The organism is Paenibacillus sp. FSL H8-0175 (assembly GCF_045040615.1).
In the GTDB taxonomy this organism is placed as follows: Bacteria; Bacillota; Bacilli; order Paenibacillales; family Paenibacillaceae; genus Paenibacillus_AQ; species Paenibacillus_AQ odorifer.
The window spans coordinates 6,846,217-6,864,678 of the sequence record NZ_CP150299.1; the positions used below are offsets into that span (position 1 = coordinate 6,846,217).

Sequence of the window (18,462 nt, forward strand, 5' to 3'; positions counted from 1 at the left end):
AATGAGCCTGCAAGGCATTACTGTTCAGTTGTTGTAACCGTCACTGGGGACCATTCTGCAATAACTGTTTGTCCATGTACAGACACACTGCCTTCAGGACTCAGATCCTTCTCTGTCATAATTCCGAGCGCTACAGTGAAGTTATTGAATTTAAGCGGTATATTTTTCTCGCGGCGTACTTCCGTGCCGTTCAAATAGAATACAGCCTCATCATTGCCACGGTGATAGGTAATACGGTACGTATTGAATTCCCGTGGTTTGAAATCCGTATCTTCTTTAAAGATGCAGAAATATTTCGTTCCAGTGCTTTCTGGCACTTGTACACCCGGGAACGGCAAAATACCATATACACTAGCATATTTGTCATTTCCCGCGAAGAAATCGAGCGCAGCGCCTGTCGTGAAATCCAGCAGGTTCAGCGATACATATCCATCATACAGATCTCCAGGTGCAGTTCCTTGTGTACGGCAACGAATTTGCAGCTCAATGCTAATCTCTCCAGCTTCCGGAATCTCCACTGGCTTGGCTGAATAATACATGTGCTTGGCATTGTCCAGAATTTGCACTTGATGGTTCTCACGAGATAACTTCGCACGTACATACAAGGTATCATTACGAACGATAACTACAGCTTCCGGCTCACGGTAAGCCCAAAATGATCCGTCAGGCAGTGTAAATCCACCCGTCTTCCAGACCTTTCCTTCTTCTAAAATGGAGTGGAAATCCCCAAGAACCATGCGATTGCCTTTAACTTGTTGTTCTTCTGCCATCAATTCCTTGTCCTTCTTTTCCATGAAAGCTCACTCCTTCTGTAGTCCATCTATTAGTATCAGATCAAGCCTTGAATTAATAAAGTTATTGCCATTACTACTCCGCAGCGTACGGAGGCTTTTTGTGAAGCACCCATCAGCGGGATATAAGCCGGCGAAGCATTATGTTGCTTCAGACTACTGTAAATGCGCAGCGGCCAGAAAGCTGTAACCAGCGCCAGCAGTGCGTAAACAGGAAGTACACCCAACAGCACACACACTATCACCGAAGCGTAGCCAGTGAAAAGAAGTACACGTGAGAATACAAGTGCCTTTTGTTCTCCCCATACTACAACAAGCGTAAGCTTACCCGCCTGCTCATCCGCTTTCCAATGTAGGAAATGGTGATTAAACAACAATAATGTAGTTAAAAATCCGACAGGCAGCGAGAGAATTACAGGCTTCATGCTGAACTGACCGGTTTGTACGAAATAGGAGCCTAATACAGGCATAATCCCAAAAGCAATAAAAATGGCCATCTCACTATAACCTTTGCCGCGATAGCCATAACGCAGTGGCGGAGCCACATAGAAATAAGCGATTAAAGCACCAACAAGTACAAACCAGAGGATATTCCAACCGCTATATATACTAAGAATCCCACCACAGATAAGGGCAATCGCCAGCATACTCCAGGTCATCCTTGCATAAAAAGACTCCGAGAGGATTCCACCTGTCAGTAGCCCGGAGTTTGTGCTGATTTCACCAGCGGAATTCTTTGCTTCTGTATCGGTTCCGTTGCGGAAGTCCCACAGATCATTCACCATATTGGAGAACAAATGCGCCGAAATCGCCCCTATTAAGGTAAGAATAAATAAAACCGGATGGAATGTCCCTTCCCATACATATGCCCCAACGGTCCCCAAAACAATCGGGATGAGCATAACAGAAAAACTCCAAAACCGGGTCGCCTTGGTAAATAATGTCCATTTGTTCACTTCAAGCTTACCGCCTTTTTCATATAATTTGATAATAATTATCACTGACTATTATACATCAATTTTCAATAGATTGTGAAGATTATCACTGCATATAATGTCTATTCTTGACATAATACTTCCGTTTGTTTGGTTAAGTATCTTGATAATGGAAGATAAAAATGTAAACAATTCCTTATTTCACGCAGGACCCCTATTTTACGACAAAAAATGAGTGTTGTTTTATAGGCAAGCACATACCGATATGATATGATAGGCAAGCCTATGAACAGCGCCCCTTACGGGCTGTTTTTAAGAGCGTAAAACTATATATAATAATGGAGGCTTTTACTGTCATGTCAGCGCAATCCCCTAACACCCAATCTGTCAAAATCGTCACTGCCGACCCTAGCGCCATCGGGCTATTCGGACTGGCTATTGTCACATTGGTCGCTTCTTCACAGAAGCTTGAATTTACAACAGGACTTAGCTACGTTATTCCTTGGGCTATCTTCCTGGGAGCATTCGCGCAGCTATTCGCCGCCATTCAGGATGCTAAGCACAACAATACCTTTGGTATGACCGCCTTTGGCGCCTACGCTTTCTTTTGGTTCGGCATGGCTAGCAGCTGGCTAATCAAGCTTGGCGTATTTGGTCCAACGCTTGCGGAGGCTGTAGATCCTAAGCAGCTCGGATTTGTATTTCTGGGTTACTTGATCTTCACACTCTTTATGACGATTGGTGCCGTTGAGGCAAATAGAGTTCTGCTTATCATTTTTGTATTGATAGATTTTCTCTTTATCGGACTAACCTTTGATTCCTTTGGGATCGCTCCAGAATTCTTCCATAAGCTAGCTGCTTGTGCTGAGCTTGGTATTGGTATCGTGTCCCTTTACGGATGTGGAGCATCCGTGCTAAACGCTCATTTCGGCCGCAGCTTCTTACCGATTGGAGCTCCGCTGGGCATCTTCAAAAAATAGAAATTGTTCTGATCTGAAACTAATACTTTTGCAAGCCGAAAGGATGCTGAGACTATGCATGTCCTGTCCTCTTCTGAATTAGCGGTAACTGCTATTTTCGCCCTTATTCTCGCAGTTATTGCCTACCTGATCATTCGGAATATCCCGAAGATGGTTGGCGATATTGCGGCTTTTCGCAAAAGAACACTGGTTTGGACCCAAGTTTCACTAGTACTAACGGTGCTTCAGTTGAATTTTAAAGCAGGCGATTGGCGCTTTTCTATCGTCCTTGGACTCATCGTGTTATTTACCGGAGCTATTTGGCTGTCCGCCCGTTATTACGACATCAGTCGCAATGCAGGTCCAGAATCTAAAGATCCTGAAGTACATTAGTAAATCTCAAGCTCCCGAAAGGGGGCTTTTTTTTATAATTTCAGAAAGCTTCTTCGCATAGTTCTCCCCACCACAACCATACTAATGACATTCTAATAAAAGTAACGGGAGGATTATCAGGGTGAGCAAAAAAATCAATCTGCTAATGTTCAGTGGGGAATACGACAAAGCGATGGCTGGACTGATCCTAGCAAATGCTGCAAGAGATATCGATGTCGAGGTTACTATGTTTTTTTCATTCTGGGGTCTATTTTTGGTGCGTGATCCGGAGAAGATGACTCTTGAGGACAAGAGTATCTACGAGAAGCTGATGGATGTTATTACACCGAAGGGCCCTGGGCAGCTGCCGCTCTCTCATCTGAACTTTAGCGGGCTGGGACGAATGATGCTCGAGGAAATGATGGAGGAACAAGGCGCACCGAAGCTGATTCATTTTCTGAAAGGGGCTCGTAAAAAAAACATCAAATTCTATGCCTGCAAGCTCTCTGTGGAGATCATGGGCTTTAAGCCCGAGGAACTGCTGCCAGAGGTCGAAATCATCGATGCTGCGGCATATTTAAAAGATGCTTTAGAAAGTGATGTACAGTTATTTATTTAAAGTCTGACTAGGCTTTAACCCAATCCCCCATGCAGGCATATACTGTTGCCATAGAAACTACTGGCACGCCGAAAATACACCCCATTAACTTAACACTGACGGCGTACGGGCTGGAGGGAATATCCGTGCTAAACATCATCCACGCCTCTTCTGCAGAGACGCCCGCTTCATTACAAGACCATTTTGATACTTTTCGTGGTCACACCATCGGCATTCGGCATCAAATCAACACCCCTTATGGCAGACAGCCGCTTCTGTATGCCGATTGGACCGCAAGCGGGCGCTTATATGAACCGATCGAACGCAAGTTGCAGGAAGCCTTCGGTCCCTACGTCAGCAATCCACATACAGATTCCAACACCACCGGACTAATCATGACGCAGGCTTATAATGAAGCTCGCCAAATCATCAAGAACCATGTAAATGCTGGCCCTCAGGATGTACTGCTCTTCTGCGGCAATGGAACAACAGGAGCCGTGAACAAGCTGCAGCGTATCATGGGATTAAGGCTCCCGGAATGGCTACAGGAACATAATAACCGTGCACTGGAAGACCGCCCCGTTATCTTCACCAGCCATATGGAGCATCATTCCAATATTCTTCCTTGGCAGGAGGGACTTGGTGACGTCGTTACCATTCCCGCCGGAAAGGACGGAAATATTGACCCTCAACAGCTTGAAGACCAGCTGCGACTGTACCCCAATCGTCGTTTCAAGATTGGTTCATTTACAGCTTGTTCTAATGTGACTGGAATTCAGACGCCTTACGCAAAGCTAGCGGCTACTATGCATCGTCATGGGGGCGTATGCTTTGTGGATTTTGCCGCCAGTGCTCCCTACGAGCCTATCAATATGCACCCACCTTCCCCACTGGAGAAGCTTGATGCGATCTTTTTTTCTCCGCATAAATTTCTGGGTGGGCCGGGCACAAATGGCGTTCTAATCTTTGATGAAGCGCTGAGCAATGGACGTATTCCTGACGAACCGGGTGGAGGTACAGTAGCCTGGGTCAACCCTTGGGGAGGACGCCGCTACACTAATGCGATTGAGATGCGGGAAGACGGGGGAACACCGGGGTTTTTACAGGCTTTTCGCACGGCACTTTGCGTGAAGCTGAAGGAGCAGATGAATGGAAACGGTCAATATATGGTGATTAGAGAACACGAGCTGTGTCAGGAATTAATGGCAGGGCTCCGCAGCATCCCGGAATGCGCGCTGCTGGCCGGAGATCATACAGAACGTCATGGAATCGTCTCTTTTACACTTCGTGATATCCATTACAACCTCGCTGTTCAGCTGTTGAATGACCGTTTCGGCATACAAGCTCGAGGCGGCTGCTCTTGTGCAGGTCCATACGGACATTACCTGCTTGGATTAGGGTGGACGCAATCCGCTCAGATTGCCGGAGCGATCATGAGCGGCGACCAATCCTTCAGACCAGGGTGGATTCGCATCTCCCTACATCCCATTATGACTAATCAGGAAGTAGAGAGAATTGTATCCGCTGTAAGGAGTATTGCGACCCATGTCCAGCAATGGAAGCAGGACTACCTTTACGATACTTCCACGAACAGCTGGAATCATATCTACGCGCAGCATTCACCCGAGATGAAGCTCCAAGAACTCTTCACCATGTAACAATCTAACTTATCACACGTTGCCCTTCACCATGTCCAAATCGGCAGCACTGGCATTGGAGATGACTTGTTCTACATTTTTGCAGCCCGGAATTACACTGGTTACTGCGGAATGCTGGAGACACCAAGCCAAAGCCCACTGCGCCATATCCAGACCTGACGGCACTTCATTAGCAGCAATTTCTGCTACTGCACGCAGCTGCTTTTGTCTTACATCCTCTTTATGGTTAGCTCGCACATCACCCTGAGCAAAAACCGCATCTGGCTTATACTTGCCGCTCAAATAACCACTGGCTAACGGAACGCGAGCTAACACACCTAATTGATGCTCGATGCACAGCGGAAGAATCTCTTCTTCAGGTTGACGATCCAGCCGATTATATACTACTTGTATGGCCTCTGCTTGCACATCCGCTGCCGCAGAGGTCTGGTGCACCCCCGAGCCCGATGCACTGATCGACACGCCCAAATGACGGATTTTGCCGGCTTGCTTCTGTCTGTCGAGCATACTCCACAGCTTATCATTATCGAATTGCTCATCCGTTCCGGAATGGAATTGATAGAGGTCAATATACTCTGTTTGGAGTGCGCGGAGGGAGTCGTCCAGCTGCTTAAGCACATCCTCAGCACGCCATAGCTGTTCCCGCTGCAAATGCCCCTGAAAATGATGGCCAAATTTCGTAGCTACAACCCAGTCCTCGCGTTTGCGGCGCGCCAGATAATCCCCGATGAACTTCTCCGACAAGTGATCTCCGTAACATTCTGCCGTATCAATCAGATTAATACCCAGCTCTCCAGCCTTATCCAGCATGGCATCTACTTCAACCTGAGTGAAATCCTTGCCCCACTCTCCGCCAAACTGCCAAGTCCCTAGGCCAATCACCGAGACATTCATTCCTGTACTGCCAAGCTTACGATATTTCATCATCATTTCCTCCTTTATTCTATTTAAATTTAGGGATTCAAGTTAATTCTGACTCTATGCTAAGCTATCTTGTTCCCATCCTGTGCTGTTCTAGCAAAACGCGCTTCGATGGCTTTGACTCCCCATAACGACAGCCCGATAAACAACAGAACATAGATAATCTCCCACGGCTGGCGAATGAAACGTTCCAGATCGTTGCCAATGTATGAAACTGCGAATACCATAATCGCTTTGCCTACCGTGAGCGCAAGAAGATACGAACGGAACCTCATCCCGGCAAGCCCCGCTGCCATATTAATCACAACAAAAGGTCCTACCGGAAATATACTAAGCAGAAAAACATAGCTAAATCCGCTTTGCCGCACCCACGTCATGCTTTTGGCTACTTTGGGCCGCGCTGCCCACTTTCGTAAATAACGATGGGAGGCTACTTTGCGGATAATCCAAAAGGTAGTCACACAGCCTGCAACCAGACCGATCCAAGAATACAAAAAACCTAACCATAAACCATATACGGCCCCATTTAACCCTACGATCGCAATAGTTGGCAGTGGTGGTATAAATGATTTCATAAACGTTAACGCAATGCCCGGAAAGGGCCCAAACGAACGATATTGTTCAAGCAGATGCCGCAGATTATCCTCTGTCAGCCAAGACATAATATCAAGAAAATACATAACCAGCTGATCTCCTCATCCGATTGGAATTCTTAACACTTGGTCTCAATTATACACGAAGTTACGTTCATTCCTACAGTGCCGCCAATATAGAGTGAGCAACAGGGACTAATTAAATGACAGGGAGAAAATTCTTCGTTACTATAGACAAAAATACATATTAGACGGGGGGTATAAGGTTATGATCATTCATTCAGAAACGTTGGATCTGCAAACTACCACTGAGCAGGATTTAGCGTTCGTTCTAGCCATTGAACAAAGTGAGCTTAATCGTGCCTATATCGGACAGTGGAGTAAAGAGGAGCACATTACGGCTATCCATGATCCAGATATCCTGCATCTTACAATTTGGGAGAGGTCCGGGAAAAGAGTCGGCTATATCATCGTAACAGGACTTCAAGATATTCATCTTACCGTTTGTATTAAACGAATCGTCATCCATTCCAAGGGCTTTGGGTATGGCAAACTGTCGCTTCGTCTCGTGAGCGACTGGATCTTCCAGCACACCGAGACGCATCGGCTATGGTTGGATGTTAGAGATCACAACCACAGGGCTCGCCATGTCTATGAAAGCTGTGGCTTTACACTGGAAGGGACTCTACGTGATTGTATGAAGGTTGAGGGACATTTTGAATCTCTGCATATCATGTCCATATTACGGTATGAGTATATAGAGCGTGAGCAGCAGCGACAGAAATAGATTAGGGAAATCCTCCCTGATCTTTGGTCTTTCAGGTGCCTATAACTGCAAATCAGGGAAAACTTCCCTAATATTCAGCGAATTTGAGCAAAATCGGCGTATTTCAGTAATTTTTAGGGAGGTTTTCCCCAAAAGTGTATGCCGCGATGATAATCGGCTATTTTCAGAGAATTTATTTCCTCGCCCCCTTTCAGGAGCACAATAAAAAGCCGAGCAGTAGGCCCCCTATCCTGCGCAGGCTCACTACTCAGCTTTCAATTCCATTTCCCTCAAACCTCTCCACTGTAACAACCCGCCTGCTCACCTTCCGCCCTCAGCCCCGCTACCACATGGGTTGTCACGTACTTACGGGCATCCGCTGTCAGCAGTAACAGCTCTACCGAGCTTTTAGCCGGCTCCCCTCTGACAAACTTTATTCGGGCACCGTCCAAATCCTCTTGGATGCTGGCAATCGTATATCCTTTAAAAAGCAGCCCATCAATCTCCTGCTGTTCTTTGGCATATTCCGCAAAAGCAGACACTAGACAACACCTCCGCTGATTTCTGCCTTAGAAGGAAGAGGAGCCTCCGCTGCAAAACGTTTGCGTTTCAAATATTTTCCCGAACCTGCTTTGCCGACAAATTGTTTGTCGCGAATAACAAATTCGCCTCGACTGAGAACAGAAATAGGCTCTCCCTTCACTTCAAAGCCCTCAAACGCATTATAATCTACGTTCATATGGTGCGTGTCCGCAGAAAGGGTTCTTTCTACAGAAGGATCAAAAATGACCAGGTCAGCGTCACTACCTACTGCGACCGTGCCTTTTTGCGGATACAAGCCAAACAGCTTGGCGCTAGAGGTAGCAATAATGTCTACGAATTTGTTCAATGAGATCCGGCCTTTCTGCACACCTTCCGAATATAGAATCGTAAACCGGTCCTCAATAGTCGGCCCACCGTTCGGGATTTTGGAGAAATCGCCCAGCCCCAGATCCTTTTGTCCTTTGAAATCAAACGAGCACTGGTCAGAGCCAATCGTCTGCAAGCTGCCGCTCCATAACGCATCCCACAAAACATCCTGATTCCACTGCTCACGCAGGGGCGGAGACCACACGTATTTAGCACCTTCGAAATTAGGCTTTTCCAGCGCCGTCTGATCCAGTACTAAATACTGTGGACAAGTCTCGCCGTAAACGCGCAGTCCCTTTTTACGCGCTTCAGCAATCTTCCAAGCGGCTTCCGCACAGGTCACGTGTACAACATAAAGCTGAGAATCTGTCAGTTCGGTTAGATAAGCTGCGCGTCCCGTAGCTTCACCCTCCAGCTCCGGCGGGCGGGTCAGCGCATGAAAGATCGGATCAGTGTTGCCTGCGGCCAAGGCCTGCTCAACAAGATATTCAATGACATCTCCATTTTCCGCATGCACCATAACGAGTGCACCTTCTTTTTTCGCAGCTTGAAGAGTCTTAAAAAGTGTGCCGTCATCCGCCTGAAAAGTATTCTTATAAGCCATAAATACTTTGAGCGAGGTAATGCCTTCATTCTCAATTATCTCCGGAAGCTCACCCAGTACTTTATCGTTTAATTCTGAGACCATAAGGTGGAAGCTGTAATCAATCACCGCTTTATCCTGCGACTTATGATGCCATGTATCTACGGCTTGCTGTAGCGGTTGTCCTTTGGTGGTTAAGCAAAAATCAATGACTGTGGTCGTTCCGCCATATGCAGCCGCAATAGTTCCCGTCTCAAAATCATCAGCTGTAACCGTGCCGCCAAAAGGCATATCCAGATGGGTATGAGGATCAATGCCTCCAGGAAAAACATAACACCCCGAGGCATCTATAATTTCCGCACCAGGGACATCCAAATGAAGGCCAATCTCCGTAATAACCCCGTTTTCAATCGCCACATCGCCTGTATAAGTATCTGCTGCGGTAACGATGATGCCATTTTTAATAATCTTTTTCATCCTTACACCACCTCCACTTCCGAATAGGTGCCATTCAAACTTCCGATCACTTTCTGCCGCTGGTTCCAGGTCAGTGGAGCTGCCCCGGTATCCACTGGAACCATATCAATCGCGCCGTCTGCTGGACAGACAATTGAACAAAGATTACAACCTACACAATCTTCCTCGCGGACCTGTAGAATAGCTTTCCCATCTGCATTAGTTAACATATCAATACACTGATGTGAAGCATCTTCGCAGGCAATATGGCATTTATTACAGTTGATGCAGTTGTTCTCATTAATACGGGCAACAACCTTATAGTTGAGATCCAGATCACCCCAGTTGGAGTACCGGGATACCGATTTACCGATTAACTCTGTTACAGAAGCCAAGCCTTTGTCATCCAAATAGTTGTTCAGGCCATCGATCATTTCCTCCACAATCCGGAAGCCATGATGCATGACCGCTGTACATACTTGAATGCCCGTAGCACCCATCAGCATGAATTCAACAACATCCTGCCAGGTGGAAATCCCTCCAATACCGGAGATAGGAATGCCTACTCCCCGGTCACGGGCACACTCAGCCACCATACTAAGCGCAATTGGTTTCACGGCCGGCCCGCAGTAACCGCCATGCGCACCCTGACCCCCAACATTCGGAATGGTGTTCCAGCTATGAATATCTACACCAGCAAGACTGTTGATCGTGTTGATCATACTAATCGCGTCTGCTCCACCCTTAACCGCATGGCGGGCAACGACGGTGATATCCGTAATATTAGGCGTCAGCTTCACAATCACCGGGGTCGTTGCAACTTCTTTTACCCAGGTGGTCTGTGCCTGCACCAGATCAGGCTGCTGCCCCGAAGCAGCGCCCATTCCACGCTCAGCCATCCCGTGCGGACAACCAAAGTTAAGCTCCAGGCCGTCTACACCCACATCCTCTACCCGCTTAACAATCTCATGCCATTTATGCTGCGTTGGTTCTACCATCAGGGAGGCTATAATCGCATGATTCGGGAATCTTTTTTTCGTTTCATAGATTTCCTTCAGATTAACTTCAAGCGGACGGTCGGTGATCAGTTCAATATTGTTAAAGCCCGCAACCCGTTGCCCATTGAAATTTACTGCCGCAAAACGCGATGAGGTATTAATGATCGGATCGCCGAGCGTCTTCCACACCGCCCCGCCCCAACCTGCTTCAAAGGCCCGCTGCACTTGATAACCTGTATTCGTAGGCGGCGCGGAGGCCAGCCAGAACGGATTCGGTGATTTGATTCCTGCGAGATTAATACTTAAATCTGCCATGATGTTCCCTCCCTGTCATGTAAAATCCAATTTGATTTCTACGCTCAGCCCGCTGATCTAACAACGACCTCCTGCTGGCCTGAGAATTGTTTAACAATCGCATGGGCTGCATCTTTTCCCTGCTGTGCCGCTGACACAACCATGGCCTCACCCTTACCTGAACCAAAAATAATGTCCCCAGCGGCATAAATCTGTGGATCGGAGGTTTGGCAGGTGACCTCATCCACCTTAACAACCCCACGGTCATGCATAAGACCTAAGGAATCTATTAGATCCAGACGACGCTTTTGACCAATAGCTATTACAACCGCATCTACAGGAATCAAGAACTCAGAACCCTCGATCAGCATAGGTATTGGACGCCCATCTTTGCCCAGCTCCTCCGTCAGCTTCATCTGCACACATTCCAGTGCGGTTACATTCCCAAGCTCATCACCCACGATACGTTTCGGCAAGGTAAGCCAGCTGAACTCCACACCTTCCTGCTTCGCGAATTCATATTCAAAGTCATATGCCGTCATCTCTTCGCGGGTCCGGCGGTAGACCATTTTCACATTGGTGGCTCCCAGCCGCACTGAGCAAGTCGCTGCATCAATAGCCGTATTCCCTGCCCCAATGACAGCGACCCGCTGACCCATCAGCTCTAGCAGAGGAATGCCCGTCTTAGTAGATTCTACAAGCGCAATAGCGTCATAAACTCCAGCCATTTTTTCACCTTCAATCCCTATTGGAGGCACATATCCCATACCCGCTGCCAAAACGATAGCATCATAATTCGACTTCAGCTCATCTACAGAAACATCCACTCCGACTTTTACACCTGTACGTATTTCCACACCCAGCTTCTCTACCTGCTCTACTTCCCAAAGAGATACAGACTGCGGGAGCCGAAACGATACAATCCCATGTGTATCCAGCCCACCCGCTAACGCCTTTGCTTCGTAGATCACAACAGCAAAACCTTCACGGGCGAGCTCCCTAGCCGCAGACAATCCCGCAGGACCACCACCAATTACGGCTACCTTTTTCCCATTAGGGGTGCCAGCCTTAAATAATTGAACTCCGCTGTTCATCGCCCAATCTGTCGCATAACGCTGCAGCAGTCCGATTTGGATCGGCGCCGAGGCATCATTTAACACACAGGCTCCTTCACACAGCTCATCTGTAGGACAAACACGAGCACAACTGGCACCCACAGGATTGGAATCCATAATCGTCTGTGCCGAGCCTTTCAAATTGTCAGTAGCGATCCGTTTGATAAAGGAGGGAATATTAATGCTGGTCGGACATGCTTTTATACATGGGGCATCGTAGCAATATAGACAGCGATTGGACTCATCCAGGGCACCTTTATGGGTCAGAGGCGGCTCAGCCTCGGCGAAATTGCGCATGAACATATCAGGTGTAAATGCTGTTAACGGAGATGAATGCTCCATCACTAGTCCCTCCTTATGGGTAATTTTTCATATTAGTGTTATATAATATAACATTATTTCAAGTTTTGTCTGAATATTTTGCTTACATCTTTAATTTATTGTAGTAATATAAGCATTAACAGAAATTATCTCTCAACGTTCTTCCTGATTAGGTTATATATACTGACATCCGTTAATCAAACTATAGTCATTTCGAATTTTCGTTGCATTAGACACTTTGTCTAATTTCAAAACTGTATTTTTTACGTGTGAGAATAGGCTGAGAATAACAGGGCGTTAGCCGAAGGCCAGAGCGCAGAAGATCGAGGGGGAGTAACTATGGACTGGGAGCTTGTATTAACCATTCGTGACGCTTTAAAAAGACCACTATTCGCAGAAGCCGAGGTGATCGGCGGGAAAAGCGGCCTAAGCCGTGCCATTCGCTGGGTGCATGTACTGGAAAGTGCCAACTTCGAGACTCTGATTCATGGCGAAGAAATGATTTTGACTACGGGGATTGGTGCAAGTGTCGATCTCCCTTCCTCCTTGGAGTTTATGCAGAACCTGATCGACAAAAATGCAGCTTGCCTATGTATTGAGTTAGGTACGTATTTCAGCACCATCCCGCAAGAGATGATCGACTTAGCCGACAGGCATGACTTTCCGCTAATCATCTTCACCCGCACGGTTCGTTTCGTAGATATCACGTTGGATCTTCACTCGATTATCATTAACCGGCATCACCGGATGCTCCAAGAACTTGAAAAAATCTCACGTGAATTCCACCGCCTGACCTTAACTTCACAAGGAACGCTGAAAGTGCTGCAATTATTGTGCAAAAGTACCCGCACACAAATAGTCTATATGCAGCTGCAAGGCAAACCCTTATTTTTCCCGGCACTTCCGCCGGAAGAGCAGGCTCCATTGCTGAATTTTTTCACCGCCTTCGGCGACGAGCTGGAAGGAATTCAACCTGACGTTGCCCCCTATATCCGGGAATATGGACAGAAGACCATCGCGCTCAAGCCTGTAGGTGCGCTGGATCAGACCTGGGCTTACATTCTGATGGTATGCAATCACAAACCACAGGAGTTCGACTGTCTGCTGCTGGATTCCGCCTCTTTGTCCATTGCACAAGAGCTGCTGCGGACGCGGTATATGGAGGAGCGTAAGCTTTTTTCAGAAAATCTATGGGTCGACGAGCTGATCAATGGCCGCATCGAAGATGATAACCGCTTAAAGGGCCTGATCGGCTCCAATTTCAACGTGGTCAACGAGCTCCCTTACCGTGTATGCCTTATAGAGATCAAGAACCCCAGAGATGTAAAATGGAACAGCTCGGAGAACGAATGGGAGTCCATTACCTTCCACCTTTCGCTCATCCTGCGTTCCATCTTTGAGAAATATTCTTTACGTCCGCTGATCACCCTTAAGAACAATCGCCTCACCGTCATCGCCCTCGATATCCAATCGAAAATGCCTGGAAAAATGCGACTTCAACAAGCACTTGAAGCCCTGCAGAACATCCGCTCCGATGAGAAGCTCAAGGATTTGCAGCTCGTCATTGGAGTCAGCAAATCGCATAAGCGCCTAAAACGAGCCTATTCCGGTTATCAGGAAGCCCTACAGGCATTGTCGTTATACTCCTGTTACCAGAAGTCACTACTCTTCTATGAAGAGCTGGGTGTATTCCAGTTGCTGTTGAGCTTAAATGACGGAAAAACGTTGCAGAACTTCATTCGCAGTTATCTCGGCCCGCTAATCGACCACGACCAAACCAAAGGCAGCGAGCTGCTGCTTACCCTTCGTGTTTATCTGGATCATGATGGTTCCAAACAAATTGCCGCTCGAAACCTATTCATTGTCAGACAGTCCCTTTATTATCGCCTGGACAAAATAACAGAGCTACTGGGTGAAGACTTCATGCAGCCAGAGAATCGGATCTCCATTCAAGTCGCCCTGCGCGCTTACCAATTTCTATATCCAGACAAAATCACTTTACCTAGCCCCCGTTCAGCACAGATTTAAAGGTATCGATAATAAATTCTATATCTTCATCCGTGGAGGATAACGGCGGGGCGAAGGTAAGCACGTTGTTGAACCCAGCTACGGTATCGCCATTTTTACCGATGATAAGCCCCTTGGACTTACATTCGGCAATAATCCCCTTCACAATATTCAGATCAACCGGTTTCTTACTGACCTTGTCTTCAACCAGCTCAATCCCTGTCACCAAACCAAAGCTGCGGACATCACCTACAAGCTTGTGATCAAGCAGCTCAGTAAATTCTGTATTTATTCTTTTACCTAAAAGATCCGCACGTTCCACCAGCTTCTCCTGCTCGATAATTTCCAGATTACGCAGCGCCAGCGCACAGGAAGCAGGGTTACCACCAAAAGTATTCACATGGCGAAAATGCCCATAGTCATCGCTATTGTCCTTAAATACCTCATAGATATCCTTACGAACAGCAGTGGCAGATAGAGGAAGATAAGCGCTAGTCAGTCCTTTAGCCATCGTTACGATGTCAGGCTTCACATTAAAGTTGTGATGACCAAACTTACGTCCAGAACGTCCGAATCCACAAATCACCTCATCCATAATGAGCAACACACCGTGCTTACGGCAGATTTCCTGCACCCGATCCAAATAAACCTGATGCGGTACAATGACGCCACCACCCGTAATTACAGGCTCCATAATCACCGCAGCTACCGTCTCCACGCCTTCCCAGATGATCACATCCTCTATGGACTGTGCACACTGGAGATTGAATTCTTCCACAGTCATCCCAGCCGGGCGGCGATAGCTGTCCGGGGGAGCTACATGCAGAAAACCACCCGCCAACGGTTCATATTTATATTTGCGCTGGGCCTGGCCCGTTGCAGATAATGCCCCAAGTGAACTGCCATGGTACCCACGATAACGGGCAATGAATTTATGGCGATAATGCTGGCATATTTGCTGCTGGTACTGGCGGGCCATTTTGAAAGCAGCCTCATTGGCTTCCGATCCACTATTGGAAAAAAAGATCACATAATCGTCTCCGAGCCACTCATTCAGCTTCTCCGCCAGCGCAATCGCCGGGAGATGACTTTGTGTCAGAGGAAAATATGGCAGGGTCAGCAATTGATTGTAAGCAGCTTCCGCCAGCTCCTTGCGCCCGTATCCCACATTTACACACCACAAGCCAGACATCCCGTCCAAAAATCGATTGCCCTGTATATCCGTAATCCACGACCCACTTGCCGAGGCGGCAATCATAGGCGGGTTCTTTTCACTATAAGGCGTAATGTTGTGCCATAAATATTTCTGATCCTTCTTCACCGCAAGCTCACTATCGTTCCCCAGACTCTGCATAACATTTTCTCCTCTCAGCAGCTCATTTTCTCTAATAACGGGCAGTGATCATCTTTTTACGCGTATAGAACTCCACCCCATCACGCCCATTGGCATGCAGGTCTCCGTAGAACGATTTCTTATAACCCGAGAAGGGGAAAAATGCCATGGGGGCAGGCACACCCAGATTCACACCCAACATCCCTGCATCAATTTCTTCCCGAAATTCACGGATCGCCTTTGCGCTATCTGTATAAATGCACGCCCCATTCGCGAATGGGGACTGATTCGTTACCGCAATCGCTTCACTCAGACTTTTCACACGAATCACAGACAATACCGGCGCAAAAATTTCATCCTTCCAGAGGGTCATTCCCGGCTGTACATGATCAAATATCGTCGGCCCGATAAAATAACCGGCACCCCCCGTAGCCGCATCCTTCCGCCCATCTCTCACAAGCTTGGCTGCCTCAGCTTCACCAGTCTCAATGTAATAAAGCGTCCGCTCCTTATTCGACTGGCGAATTACCGGACCCAAAAACACCCCGTCATCCGCGCCATTACCAATCTTAAGCTCATCCGCAGCCGCAGCCAGACGACCCACTAGCTCGTCAGCGATATCCTCATGAACCACCACAACCGAGCACGCCATACAACGCTCACCTGCCGAACCAAAGGAAGCCGCAATGATATTTTTGACCGTATTGTCCAGCTCCGCATCAGGCAGCACAATCGAGTGATTCTTGGCTCCAGCTAGCGCCTGCACCCGTTTTCCCTGCGCTGTCCCTGTCTTATATACATATTCCGCAACCGGCTGCGAACCCACGAACGAAATCGCCTTCACTTCATCATGCTCCAGCAGCCCATTCACAACCTCGTGCGCCCCATGTATCACATTCAGTACACCTGGAGGAAAGCCCGCTTCGGCAAATAACTCTGCCAGTCGATTAACCAGCAGCGGCGTACGCTCAGAAGGCTTCAGCACAAAGGTATTTCCACAAGCGATGGCAAGCGGAAACATCCAACAAGGAACCATCATTGGAAAATTAAACGGGGCAATTCCCCCGATCACCCCCAATGGATAACGGTACATCCCGGATTCAATACCGGTAGCAATGTCCGGAAGCTGACTGCCCATCATCAACGTGGGGATGCCTGCGGCAAATTCCACACATTCAATTCCACGCTGCACCTCACCTTGCGCCTCTTCCAGACTTTTGCCATTCTCCAGCGTAATCAGCTCGGCCAGCTCATGCCAATGCTTTACCAGCAGCTGTTGATATTGAAAAAAATAGCGGGCACGACGCGGCACAGCGACCCTTTTCCACGCTTGAAATGCCGCCGCAGCCGCTTCTACCGCCGCACCCAGCTCTTCCTTACTAGAAATGGGCACATAAGCAATCACTTCACCTGTCGCCGGATTATAAACCTCTTCATCTCGCCCGGACGACGATTCTACCCAAGCTCCATTCACATAATTCTTAACTCTTTCAGCCTGCGTTACTAGGAGAGACATAGCTCGCACCTCTTTCTCTGTTTCAGATGCACTGATGGACTGCTGATTATAATAGATGACCGCCAGATCAGGCGGCCATCCACTATAACATTAAGCTCAGTTAGTTATTTTGCCGCCATTTCTACGATTTCGTTCGTATAAGCCTCATCTACCTTAACCGGTTCTTTAATGACACCAAATTTAAGCGAAATATCAGCGGTTTGCTGGAACGCCGCCGCATCGGTATATCCCATCTTGGCACTGTCAAAGCCTTCAGGCAGAATCAGCTTGGCAACCTCAGTCATCATTGTCAGCTGATGTTCCTTCGTCGTACTGCCGTCTTCCGCTTGCTTCATCACACTGTCCACGGCGGCCGCAGGATCAGTAATTGCATCTTTCCAGCCCTTCAGGGAGGCACGCACAAACTTTGCTGCAGTCTCTTTATTCTCCGCAAGCCATTCCTTATTCGCGAACAAGTTATCCTCAAGCATCGCAACGCCTTCTGTATTCATGTCGATGACATTCAGATCCTCAGCCTTAATGCCTGACTCCAGCACTACTTGGTACTCGTTGTAAGTCATTGCTGAGGCCGCATCGATCTGATCGCCCAAGAACTGATCCATCGTGAACCCTTGCTTCGTAAAGCTTAGGTCCTTATTCGGATCGAACTTATATTTATCGAATAACGCTAATAGTTCAAATTCGTTGCCACCCATCCAGTTGCCGACTTTTTTACCCTTAAGATCAGCGGCTGAGTTAATGCCAGCAGTTTTTTTGGAGACCAGGACCAACCCGCTCTTTTGATAGATTTGCGCGATCTGCACCAGCGGCATTCCCTCTTCAAGACTCGGCAGCAAGCTGGCTACCCAACCCACACCGATATCTGCGGAGCCACCTGCCACTTGCTGTTCCGGAACGATATCAGGCCCACCCGGCAGAATTTCTACATCCAAGCCTTCTTCCTTGTAATATCCTTTATCCTGCGCCACAAAATACCCAGCGAATTGTGCCTGCGGCACCCATTTCAGCTGTAGCTTCACTGTAACTGGATCAGCAGCCGGTTCAGTAGCAGCACTTGCGTCAGGAGCTGCTGAAGCTTCAGGGGCAGTCGTAGCTTCAGCTGCCGAGTTATTATTGTTGCCACCGCAACCCGCCATTAAAGAAACACTCAACATCATCACGATTGCCAACAAACCACCACGAAATTTGCGTTTTTTCCCGTTCATCAATCGAACTCCCCCTATCGTAATTTAAGTTTGTAACAAGCACAGTATGGACAATCATCGTGGTGCGTTTATGCATACAGCCGTAGGCGGTTTCTCTGTTCCATTCCCACTATGGCCGGATGTAATGAGGGG

At 47.7% G+C, this 18,462-nt stretch carries 17 protein-coding genes; 6 read left to right on the top strand and 11 right to left on the bottom strand.

The annotated features are described in order from the left end of the window. Positions 1–17 precede the first annotated feature (17 nt). Together MHH46_RS30365 and MHH46_RS30370 are read right to left on the bottom strand one after the other, a co-directional pair. On the bottom strand, positions 18–794 hold the full coding sequence (locus MHH46_RS30365) for a DUF6081 family protein (protein WP_256716001.1): 777 nt from the start codon (positions 792–794) through the stop codon (positions 18–20). Between the two features lie 35 nt (positions 795–829). Beyond that, positions 830–1,747, bottom strand: a complete 918-nt coding sequence (locus MHH46_RS30370) for a prenyltransferase (protein WP_036682043.1) — start codon at positions 1,745–1,747, stop codon at positions 830–832. Positions 1,748–2,082: 335 nt separating this feature from the next. On the opposite strand from MHH46_RS30370, the gene MHH46_RS30375 reads away from it, so the two are divergent. From MHH46_RS30375 to MHH46_RS30390, 4 genes are all read left to right on the top strand, one after another. Then, a complete protein-coding gene (locus MHH46_RS30375) occupies positions 2,083–2,706 on the top strand; it encodes an acetate uptake transporter (RefSeq protein ID WP_036682044.1) in 624 nt (207 codons plus the stop codon). 54 nt (positions 2,707–2,760) lie between these two features. Then, positions 2,761–3,078 (top strand): hypothetical protein, encoded by a 318-nt coding sequence (locus tag MHH46_RS30380; RefSeq protein ID WP_076124017.1) that lies wholly within the window; start codon positions 2,761–2,763, stop codon positions 3,076–3,078. Positions 3,079–3,199: 121 nt separating this feature from the next. Beyond that, a complete protein-coding gene (locus tag MHH46_RS30385; protein WP_036682046.1) occupies positions 3,200–3,676 on the top strand; it encodes a DsrE/DsrF/DrsH-like family protein in 477 nt (158 codons plus the stop codon). Positions 3,677–3,801: 125 nt separating this feature from the next. After that, positions 3,802–5,313: an aminotransferase class V-fold PLP-dependent enzyme gene (locus tag MHH46_RS30390; protein WP_076124020.1), complete on the top strand. Its 1,512-nt coding sequence runs from the start codon at positions 3,802–3,804 to the stop codon at positions 5,311–5,313. A 12-nt stretch (positions 5,314–5,325) separates the two neighbouring features. On the opposite strand, the gene MHH46_RS30395 is transcribed toward MHH46_RS30390, so the two are convergent. Together MHH46_RS30395 and MHH46_RS30400 are read right to left on the bottom strand one after the other, a co-directional pair. Then, a complete protein-coding gene (locus MHH46_RS30395; protein ID WP_076179216.1) occupies positions 5,326–6,237 on the bottom strand; it encodes an aldo/keto reductase in 912 nt (303 codons plus the stop codon). A gap of 59 nt (positions 6,238–6,296) precedes the next feature. After that, complete coding sequence (locus MHH46_RS30400; RefSeq protein ID WP_036682051.1) at positions 6,297–6,914, bottom strand: TVP38/TMEM64 family protein; 618 nt, start codon at positions 6,912–6,914, stop codon at positions 6,297–6,299. Between the two features lie 181 nt (positions 6,915–7,095). Between MHH46_RS30400 and MHH46_RS30405 the strand changes: the two genes are divergently transcribed. Continuing rightward, a complete protein-coding gene (locus tag MHH46_RS30405) occupies positions 7,096–7,614 on the top strand; it encodes a GNAT family N-acetyltransferase (protein WP_076124023.1) in 519 nt (172 codons plus the stop codon). A gap of 269 nt (positions 7,615–7,883) precedes the next feature. Here the strand turns inward: MHH46_RS30405 and MHH46_RS30410 are convergent, their stop codons facing one another. The 4 genes from MHH46_RS30410 to MHH46_RS30425 are packed head-to-tail and all read right to left on the bottom strand — an operon-like array spanning position 7,884 to position 12,290. After that, positions 7,884–8,135, bottom strand: a complete 252-nt coding sequence (locus tag MHH46_RS30410) for a hypothetical protein (protein ID WP_076191732.1) — start codon at positions 8,133–8,135, stop codon at positions 7,884–7,886. Then, positions 8,135–9,562 carry a dihydropyrimidinase gene (gene hydA, locus MHH46_RS30415; protein ID WP_076179219.1) on the bottom strand — a complete coding sequence of 476 codons (1,428 nt, stop codon included), beginning with the start codon at positions 9,560–9,562 and terminating at the stop codon, positions 8,135–8,137. The genes MHH46_RS30410 and hydA overlap by 1 nt, the downstream gene beginning before the upstream one ends. Positions 9,563–9,564: 2 nt before the next feature. Further along, positions 9,565–10,854 (bottom strand): NAD-dependent dihydropyrimidine dehydrogenase subunit PreA, encoded by a 1,290-nt coding sequence (gene preA / locus MHH46_RS30420; protein WP_076099706.1) that lies wholly within the window; start codon positions 10,852–10,854, stop codon positions 9,565–9,567. Between the two features lie 44 nt (positions 10,855–10,898). Further along, positions 10,899–12,290: an NAD(P)-dependent oxidoreductase gene (locus MHH46_RS30425; protein ID WP_076191729.1), complete on the bottom strand. Its 1,392-nt coding sequence runs from the start codon at positions 12,288–12,290 to the stop codon at positions 10,899–10,901. Positions 12,291–12,608: 318 nt separating this feature from the next. On the opposite strand from MHH46_RS30425, the gene MHH46_RS30430 reads away from it, so the two are divergent. Then, a complete protein-coding gene (locus MHH46_RS30430; RefSeq protein ID WP_076181983.1) occupies positions 12,609–14,297 on the top strand; it encodes a PucR family transcriptional regulator in 1,689 nt (562 codons plus the stop codon). Here MHH46_RS30430 and MHH46_RS30435 read toward each other — a convergent pair. From MHH46_RS30435 to MHH46_RS30445, 3 genes are all read right to left on the bottom strand, one after another. Beyond that, the gene (locus MHH46_RS30435; protein WP_076191726.1) at positions 14,272–15,630 is read right to left on the bottom strand and encodes an aspartate aminotransferase family protein; all 1,359 of its coding nucleotides are present in this window, start codon (positions 15,628–15,630) and stop codon (positions 14,272–14,274) included. The two genes, MHH46_RS30430 and MHH46_RS30435, sit on opposite strands and share 26 nt — an antisense overlap. Before the next feature lie 31 nt (positions 15,631–15,661). Then, positions 15,662–17,125 (bottom strand): CoA-acylating methylmalonate-semialdehyde dehydrogenase, encoded by a 1,464-nt coding sequence (locus MHH46_RS30440; protein ID WP_076191724.1) that lies wholly within the window; start codon positions 17,123–17,125, stop codon positions 15,662–15,664. A 104-nt stretch (positions 17,126–17,229) separates the two neighbouring features. Next, positions 17,230–18,330, bottom strand: a complete 1,101-nt coding sequence (locus MHH46_RS30445; RefSeq protein WP_076191721.1) for an ABC transporter substrate-binding protein — start codon at positions 18,328–18,330, stop codon at positions 17,230–17,232. Positions 18,331–18,462: the final 132 nt, after the last annotated feature.

Excerpts from the sequence above, each read along its gene's own strand:
- MHH46_RS30445 (WP_076191721.1), bottom strand. The coding sequence starts at position 18,330 with ATGAACGGGAAAAAACGCAAATTTCGTGGTGGTTTGTTGGCAATCGTG.
- MHH46_RS30400 (WP_036682051.1), bottom strand. The coding sequence starts at position 6,914 with ATGTATTTTCTTGATATTATGTCTTGGCTGACAGAGGATAATCTGCGG.
- MHH46_RS30365 (WP_256716001.1), bottom strand. The coding sequence starts at position 794 with ATGGAAAAGAAGGACAAGGAATTGATGGCAGAAGAACAACAAGTTAAA.
- hydA (WP_076179219.1), bottom strand. The coding sequence starts at position 9,562 with ATGAAAAAGATTATTAAAAATGGCATCATCGTTACCGCAGCAGATACT.
- MHH46_RS30425 (WP_076191729.1), bottom strand. The coding sequence starts at position 12,290 with ATGGAGCATTCATCTCCGTTAACAGCATTTACACCTGATATGTTCATG.
- MHH46_RS30395 (WP_076179216.1), bottom strand. The coding sequence starts at position 6,237 with ATGAAATATCGTAAGCTTGGCAGTACAGGAATGAATGTCTCGGTGATT.
- MHH46_RS30430 (WP_076181983.1), top strand. The coding sequence starts at position 12,609 with ATGGACTGGGAGCTTGTATTAACCATTCGTGACGCTTTAAAAAGACCA.
- MHH46_RS30435 (WP_076191726.1), bottom strand. The coding sequence starts at position 15,630 with ATGCAGAGTCTGGGGAACGATAGTGAGCTTGCGGTGAAGAAGGATCAG.
- MHH46_RS30405 (WP_076124023.1), top strand. The coding sequence starts at position 7,096 with ATGATCATTCATTCAGAAACGTTGGATCTGCAAACTACCACTGAGCAG.
- preA (WP_076099706.1), bottom strand. The coding sequence starts at position 10,854 with ATGGCAGATTTAAGTATTAATCTCGCAGGAATCAAATCACCGAATCCG.
- MHH46_RS30380 (WP_076124017.1), top strand. The coding sequence starts at position 2,761 with ATGCATGTCCTGTCCTCTTCTGAATTAGCGGTAACTGCTATTTTCGCC.
- MHH46_RS30375 (WP_036682044.1), top strand. The coding sequence starts at position 2,083 with ATGTCAGCGCAATCCCCTAACACCCAATCTGTCAAAATCGTCACTGCC.
- MHH46_RS30440 (WP_076191724.1), bottom strand. The coding sequence starts at position 17,125 with ATGTCTCTCCTAGTAACGCAGGCTGAAAGAGTTAAGAATTATGTGAAT.